Below are 603 nucleotides of genomic sequence, written 5' to 3' on the forward strand. Positions count from 1 at the left end.
CGAATATCTAACCAGCGAATGATTCGGTTCTGCAGCCGTACACTATTCGTCACCCAATATTCCCGGTCACTCATAATCGTTCGCAACTTCTGAAAGACGATTGCTTGTCGCGAGTATTCATAGTAGTAGCCTCGGCTGATCACGTCAGCAATGACAAGCGCATCCTTCGGATCATTTTTGGAGGGAGAATTATCGCGGTTTTCCTTGTTTCGTTTGGTGGTGGCCGGATTCACCATAACAACGCTCTTGCCCTTGTCGGCAAGCCAATTGGCCAGATTATACCCGTAGTGTCCGGTCGGCTCCATGCCGATTATGAGATCCTTTAAGTGGTGTTTCTGCCCAATTCCCTCGATCCATCGTTCTAATTTTTCAAATCCTTCAATTGTATTTGAGAATGAAAGATGTCGCTTACTAAGTACGATGCCGCGAAAATTAGTTGCTTGTGCTACATGGGTTTCCTTCGCGATATCTATACCTACAACAAGGTGAGATGTGGAAATTCGTTCAATGCGTTGATTTTGTCCGTCTGATTGTTTAAACTTCATATTTAGAGCGCCTCCTTGATGGTGTTGGGTTATTAACCCGTCGACAAACCCATCATAC

At 44.9% G+C, this 603-nt stretch carries 1 protein-coding gene; it reads right to left on the reverse strand.

From position 1 onward, the window contains the following. A partial coding sequence (locus AC1D69_RS25055; protein ID WP_495458820.1) for an IS110 family transposase occupies window positions 1-545 on the reverse strand: 545 nt, incomplete at its 3' end. Between the last annotated feature and the right edge of the window lie 58 nt (window positions 546-603).

Source organism: Paenibacillus sp. Y301, from assembly GCF_059445505.1.